This is a genomic window from bacterium, assembly GCA_035945995.1.
GTDB lineage: Bacteria > Sysuimicrobiota > Sysuimicrobiia > Sysuimicrobiales > Segetimicrobiaceae > DASSJF01.
In genome coordinates this window covers 46,521-53,082 of the sequence record DASYZR010000063.1, presented here as the reverse complement: position 1 = coordinate 53,082, position 6,562 = coordinate 46,521, and the positions used below count along the sequence as shown (strand labels likewise).

The following is a 6,562-nucleotide window of genomic DNA, read 5'->3' as shown; positions in this document are numbered from 1 at the left end:
CGTCGTGAGCACGGGATACGTATGCCAATCCACGCTGGTCACCCCGGCCGGGCCGAACCGCACTTCTTCCTTGAGGGCCCGGCTCACCGATTGAAGCAGATTCGCTTCGATCGTCCCCCGTAAGCCGTCCGGATTGACGATCAGTCCGCAGTCGTGCGCGATCACGAGACGGGTCACGCGGACCTCGCCGGTCGCCCGATTCACTCCCACCTCGGCGACCGTCGCGAGGCGGGTGTTGCCGCGGGGGGTGTAGGCGATCCCGCGCCCGGTGGCGAGGCCGGCGCGCGGCGCGTCCGCGCGAGGCGACGGGCGCGCGGTCCAGCGGGCCCGGTCCGCGGCGGCGCGTACCACGGCGATGTCCCGCGGCTCGCGCAGGTAACGCAGACGGAACTCCACCGGATCCGCGCGCAGGGCGGCCGCCACCTCATCCACGAACGACTCACCGCCGAACGTGGTCGCCGGTTGGCTCGGCGCCCGCAGGTTGGACGTCCGCAGCGGCGACGCGTCCTGCGGCCAGGGCACGACTTCCCCAATTTTGCGCTTGGACGCGAAGACGTAGTTCTCCTGAAGCGCGGGCGGCACGTCGACGCCACTCGCCGGCCGTCCCATCAACTGGCCGGCGAGCAGGTCGCCCGCCGTATCGGGTCTCGGGGACGTGCCGCTGCCGGAGAACCCGCGCGCGACGTAGTCCCACCCCAGCACGCCGCCGCGCGCGTCCAGGGCGGCGCGGGCGGCCATGACCACAGGAGGTCCTTTCGGATCCCAGCCCGTTTCATCGGCGCGCATCCACTGCACCCGCACCGGCCGTCCGGTGGCCTGCGAGAGGAGCGCCGCGTCGCCTGCGGCGTCGTCGCCGCCCGCGCGGCCGTAGGAACCGGAGCCCTGCACCCAGATGACGCGCACCGTATCGGCCGGGCGGCCGAGCAGCTCCGCGATCCCGTGCGCGAGCTGATGCGGATGCTGCGTGCTCGACCAGATCGTCGTGCTCCCGGCGCGCACGTCCGCCACCGCGCACGCCGGCCCCATCATCGCGTGCGACTGGAACGGCCATTCATAGCGGGCTTCGATTGTGCGCGCCGCCGACGCGAACGCCGCATCGACGCCGCCCGTCTCGGCCATGACCTTCCGGGTCGTCGGCGCCATCGCCCACATCGCGGTGTAGAGATCGGGCATCGCCGGCCAGCGCGCTTCGGACGTCGACCACGTGACCGCGATTTTCCCGGCCGCCTGGATCGCCTCCCATTCGGTCTCGGCCACGACCCCCACGAAGGTGCCCCTGGTGACGATCCTGACCGCTGGCGGCAAGTCCTGCCCCCGCTCGACACGGACGAGCCTGGCCTCCGGCACCGGCGGCCGCACGACGCGGCCGTGCAGCATGCCGGGCACGCGGACGTCGACGACGTACGTGAACCGGCCGGCCGCTTTCGGCGGGATGTCCATCCGGGGTACGGGCGTGCCGACGACCTTGTATTGATCCGGGGCTTTGGGCCGGACGGCGCCGGCGTCGGGCGTTCCGCCCGACGCTTTGAGCGTCACGTCGAAGCGCCGGCCGCCGATCAGGTCGCCGTACGCCGCGCCCTTCGCGGGGTCGTCGGTGCGCCGCACGATCCCGTCCTGCACGATCAGCCGGCCGGCGGGGACGCCGAGCCGGGCCGACGCGAGCTCCAGCAGGACGCGGCGGCCTTCCGCGGCCGCCTGGCGGATCGGCACGGCGCCCACCGAGATGGACGTGCTCCCGCCGACCCCGCCCTGATCGGGCGTCACCGCGGTATCACCCATCACCACCGAGACCGACCGCACCGGGACGTCGAGCTCCTCCGCTACGATCTGGGCAAACGCGGTGGAGACGCCCATACCGAGCTCGACCTTGTCCGTAAACACGGTGACGCTGCCGTCCCGCGCGATCGCCAGCCAGGAGTCGATCGGTCCTGGAGCGCGCACGGCGGCGGGACCGGGGGCGGCGTCGAGCGGCGCGCCGAGGAACGGCGGAATCCCAAACGCGACCACTACCGCCCCGGAGGTCTTCAGAAAGTCGCGCCGGGACAGGACGCGCGGACGGACGCGCCTCATCGCCGTCACCCTCGCGTCCGGGCCGCGCGCCGGACGGCCCGGAGGATCCGCATGTGCGCCCCGCACCGGCAAACGAGCCCCCGGAGCCCGGTCCGGATCTCGGCCTCGCTCGGATGCGGAGTCTTGGCGAGCAACGCGGCCGACGCCATGATCCAACCGTTGATGCAATAGCCGCACTGCATCGCCTGTTCGTCGATGAAGGCCTGCTGTACCGGGTGCGGCCGGTCACCGGTTCCGAGGCCTTCCAGGGTCGTGACGGGATGGCCGGCCGCGGCGGAGACGGCGATTCTGCACGAGCGGACCGCGGCCCCGTCGAGATGGACCGTACATGCGCCACACTGCCCAAGCCCGCAGCCGAACCGCGGTCCCTGAAGCCCGAGTTCATCGCGCAACACGTAGAGGAGCGGAGTGTCCGGGGACGATCGAATGCTATGTACGCTGCCGTTGACGGTCAGGCGGAGAGCGGTGACCGAGGAGGCACTGCTCATGGCGCTTCACCCCCAGCCGCGGAACAGGAGCGGGCCTGCGCCGATCCTGCCCGTCTTTCTTGCATTCTATCCTTGAGATTATGAAGATTTTGTCTCAAAGGAGCGCACAGGCGCTCCCGGGCGTGGACGGACCGGCGCGCTCTTGGTTAGAATCGGCGCAGGCGCGGCATACCGTCAGGCGGAGAGTTACCCGAACCCATGTCCCTAAAGCAACTCATGCCACCAGGATTGCACCGTGCGTACGGGCGCATCGCATCCGGGCGCGGGAGTTGGCGGGACCTTGTTCGGAGGACCGCGGTCAGGTCGATTGACCTGCGCCGAACACTGATCGGCGGCGAAGGGGCGTTCGACGCGGGGCGCTGGGCCGAGGCTACGGGGAACGCCCGTCGGGCATCGATGCTGATGCAAGATTCGCCGCACGCGCACCTGCTGGAACAGTACCGGACGCTGGGCGAGGAGCTCTTCGTTGGGAGCACCCTCGAGCAGACCCCGTACTTCAAGAACGCGGCGCAGGCGATCCGCCTGTGGGGAAGTTATTTCGGCCACCGGACGTCCGCGGGAATCGCCGCGCAGGCCCGCGCGTTTACACAGCTTTACGAACGGATCGCGCGCGGCGATGCGACGGAGGTGGAGTTCGCCCACCGGGGTCGGCATTCCGCCGCCGGATCCCTGCCGGTCGTCCGCGAATCGCTGACCTCCAACACCGTGCAGGTCAGCGACGGTCACCATCGCCTGGCCGTCGCCTGGGCCCTGGGACGCCACGAGACAGCGGCGGCCGTCGTGTCCCCGCGGTCGCCGACCGCGCTGCAATCCCTGGTGTTGGCCTGCGCGCAGACGCGGGGCCGCCGGGAATTGTACCAGCCGATCGAGGGCGTGGAATTTGACGGCACGTGGGACGTCGTGCGGCGGTGCGACGACCGGTTGACCCTGATGCTGCAATTCTTGGCGGCGGCCGGGCGCCCGCTCGCGACGTTGTCCGTGCTCGATCTTGGGTGCGCCTACGGCTGGTTCGTCAACGAGTTCTCCAAGCGGGGAAGCACGGCGATCGGCGTGGACGCGGATCCCGCGGCGTTGAAGGTCGGACGAACCGCGTACGGCCTGCGGCCGGAGCAGACGGTGCACGGTGACCTGCGGACTTACCTGTCCTCCTGCGGCCGGACGTGGGACGTCGTGCTGCTGCTGAGCGTGCTGCATCACTTCGTGCTGCGACCGAACGGGGGCAGCGCCGGGGACCTGCTCGGCGAGGTCGACCGGATTACCGGATCGTGCCTGTTCGTCGATACGGGCCAGGCACACGAACGATGGTGGCGCGGCGCCCTGCCGCGCTGGGACGACGACTTCATCGTCGAGTTCATCCGGCGGCACACCTCGTTTTCTCGCGTGGTGCGCCTAGGGGCCGACGTCGACCACGCCGGCCCCTACCGCGGCAACTACCGGCGCACGCTGTTCGCCTGCGTGCGGACGCCGTAGCCCTCCGGCGCCGGGCCGCCCCACCGTCGGGCGCGGACCCGAGGCTCAGCCCGCCCGCCGGCGCTGCTCGCGCCGTCCCGACGCGGTGCGCTCCGGCACGCGTCCGGTCGACGCGCGGGCAACCACCGACACCGGCAGGCGGCGTGACCGCACCGGTTCCCCGGCGAGGAGGGCGAGGGCCGCGTGCACGCCCTGCCATCCGATCTCGTACCGCGGGACGGCGACGGTCGATAGGGGCGGGTTCGTGTACGCGGCCATCCTGACGTCGCCGAAGCCGGCGACCGACACCGTCTGCGGCACGCGGATCCCCCGGCCGGCGAGCTCGTGCAGAACGCCGAACGCCATGACGTCGTTGGCGCAGAGGACCGCGGTGATCGCGGGGTCGCGGTCGAGAAGGCGCGAGACCGCCGCGGCGCCGCCCTCCGCGGTGAATTCCCCTGAAACGATCAGGTCGGGCGCAAGCGCCACCCCGCGTTCGGCCAAGGCGGCCCGGAAGCCGGCGACGCGGACCGTGCCGGTGCGAATCGAGGCCGGCCCGGCCACCACGCCGAGCCGCCGGTGCCCCAGATCCAGCAGGTGCCGGGCCATCGCGACGGCGCCGCCGCGGTTGTCGGCGGTGACGCTCGGCGCCCGGTACCCGTGCGGCGCCAGGGTCACCACGGCGCCCCCCGTCTTGCGGTACCCGTCCAGCAGCCGGCGCAACTCGGTGCCGTAGCGCCGGTCGTCGATGCCGCCCCCGCAGAAGAGGATGGCGTCGACGCGGTACGACAGCAGGGATCGGACGTACGCCAGTTCGCGCTGCGTCTCGCGATTCGAGCTGCAGACAAACATCTGATAGCCGTTCGCGTGCGCCGCGCCTTCGAGGCCACGCAGAACCTCGCCGAAGTACGGGTCGGACACGTCGTGCACGATGGCGCCGAGCGTGCGTGTGCGCGCCGTAACGAGAGCCCGCGCCACCATGCTGGGACGGAAATCCAGGATCTTCGCCGACCGCAGGACCCGCTCGCGGGTTCTCGCGCGCACCGGGTAGGACGACCCGGACAGCACGCGCGACGCCGTTGCCGGAGATACGCCGGCGCGCTGCGCGACGTCGTACACCGAGACCATCGTCGCGGGCCCCTAGGCGCGTCCGGACGCCGTCGGGTGCGACGCCGCGCGAGCCTGCCCCGCGCTTTGCGCGGGGCCGCCTCCTTCCGTGGCATGGACGAACGGCGCGTTGGCCGCCAGCAACTCGTCGAGCAATGGATCCACGATCGCGGGATCTCCGACCATCGGATCGACCGCCATCGCCGCCCGCGCCGCCGCCCGCCTCCCCGTGAGCGCCGCCTCGACGACGAGTTCCTGCCAGGCGAGATGCGGCGCGACCGCCGCGTACAGCGGAAGGGGCAGCGCCCCGACCGCCACCGGCCGGATGCCGAGGGCATCGACCTCGGCGACGCATTCCACGACCGCGTCCCGCGGCAGGTTGTCGATCTGCCCGCGGTTCGGGACGTTGACGACGAACCGGCCCGAGGGTCCGCCGGCCAGCGCGGCCATCACCGGCGCCAGGGTCTCCGCGGAATGCTGGAGCGTCGCCCGCTCGCCTGCGACGAAGCGCTCCGCCCACGCCCGCCGGGCCTGCCCGTTGGCCATCCGGTGCTCGACCGTAGTCAACAGCACGCCGTAGCGCGCGCCCCGGTCGGCGGCGTCGGAAATGAAGGACGGGAAGAACTCGGCGAGATGGCGATCGCCGGCCCCGAACAGCACGCCGAGCTGGTCGAACAGGGTCAGCTTGACGGCGAGGCGGTCTCTGAAGACGTCCCGGTGGGGCTCCGGGGCGTGGTCCCCCATGAACTCGAACGGACTGTGCCGGTCCAGCCACGCCCGCAGCGCCGCGATGCCGTCCTGGTCGCCAAGACGAAGGCCGAGGATCGCCGGGAGGTGATTGACGCCGGCGACCTCGACGGTGATCGTCTCGGCCGGCACCCCGAACCACGGCGCCAGCCGGTTGACGCGAAAGAGATCCACCTCGTGACAGAGTCCCACGGTGCGAATGGCGGTTGCCCGCGTGACGCCCCGGCAGATCGTCGTCATCGGGTTCGTCAAGTTCAGCAGCCAGGCACGGGGGCACAGTGCTTCCATCTCGCGGGCCACCTGCACCGCGAACGGGACGTGGCGCAGGCCGCGGGCCAGCCCCGCCGGCCCGACCGTGTCGCCGACCGTATGATGGATGCCGTGGCGCTGCGAGATGGCAAGGTCGCTCCCCATCGCGCGCAGGCCGCCGATCGCCACGCAGAGGATCACGAAATCGGCGTCGCGCAGCGCCTCGGCGCGCTCGGTGCTGGTGGTGATTGTCATCCGCCCGTCGAGTTGCTCGACGACCCGGCGGCCGGCCCGGGCCATCAAGGCCAGCGCGTCGGCGTCGATGTCGTGCAGGACCAGCTCCGCGCCGGCAAGCGCGCGGTTCATCGCCAGGTCCGCCACGAGCATGGGCGTCCACTGCACGCTGCCGCCGCCGATAAACCCGATCTTCATCGAAGTTTCCCTCCCGTCGT

General features: G+C 71.5%; 5 protein-coding genes. 1 reads left to right on the top strand and 4 read right to left on the bottom strand.

Features of this window, described 5'->3' with window-relative positions:
- Positions 1-2,070: molybdopterin cofactor-binding domain-containing protein (locus tag VGZ23_06330; protein HEV2357213.1), on the bottom strand; the 2,070-nt coding region annotated here is incomplete at its 3' end.
- Positions 2,071-2,075: 5 nt separating this feature from the next.
- A complete protein-coding gene (locus tag VGZ23_06325) occupies positions 2,076-2,558 on the bottom strand; it encodes a (2Fe-2S)-binding protein (GenBank protein HEV2357212.1) in 483 nt (160 codons plus the stop codon).
- A gap of 396 nt (positions 2,559-2,954) precedes the next feature.
- Between VGZ23_06325 and VGZ23_06320 the strand changes: the two genes are divergently transcribed.
- Complete coding sequence (locus tag VGZ23_06320; GenBank protein ID HEV2357211.1) at positions 2,955-4,028, top strand: methyltransferase domain-containing protein; 1,074 nt, start codon at positions 2,955-2,957, stop codon at positions 4,026-4,028.
- A gap of 45 nt (positions 4,029-4,073) precedes the next feature.
- On the opposite strand, the gene VGZ23_06315 is transcribed toward VGZ23_06320, so the two are convergent.
- Both VGZ23_06315 and VGZ23_06310 read right to left on the bottom strand, forming a co-directional pair.
- Complete coding sequence (locus VGZ23_06315; GenBank protein HEV2357210.1) at positions 4,074-5,135, bottom strand: LacI family DNA-binding transcriptional regulator; 1,062 nt, start codon at positions 5,133-5,135, stop codon at positions 4,074-4,076.
- Between the two features lie 12 nt (positions 5,136-5,147).
- Positions 5,148-6,542 carry a hypothetical protein gene (locus VGZ23_06310; GenBank protein ID HEV2357209.1) on the bottom strand — a complete coding sequence of 465 codons (1,395 nt, stop codon included), beginning with the start codon at positions 6,540-6,542 and terminating at the stop codon, positions 5,148-5,150.
- Positions 6,543-6,562 lie beyond the last annotated feature (20 nt).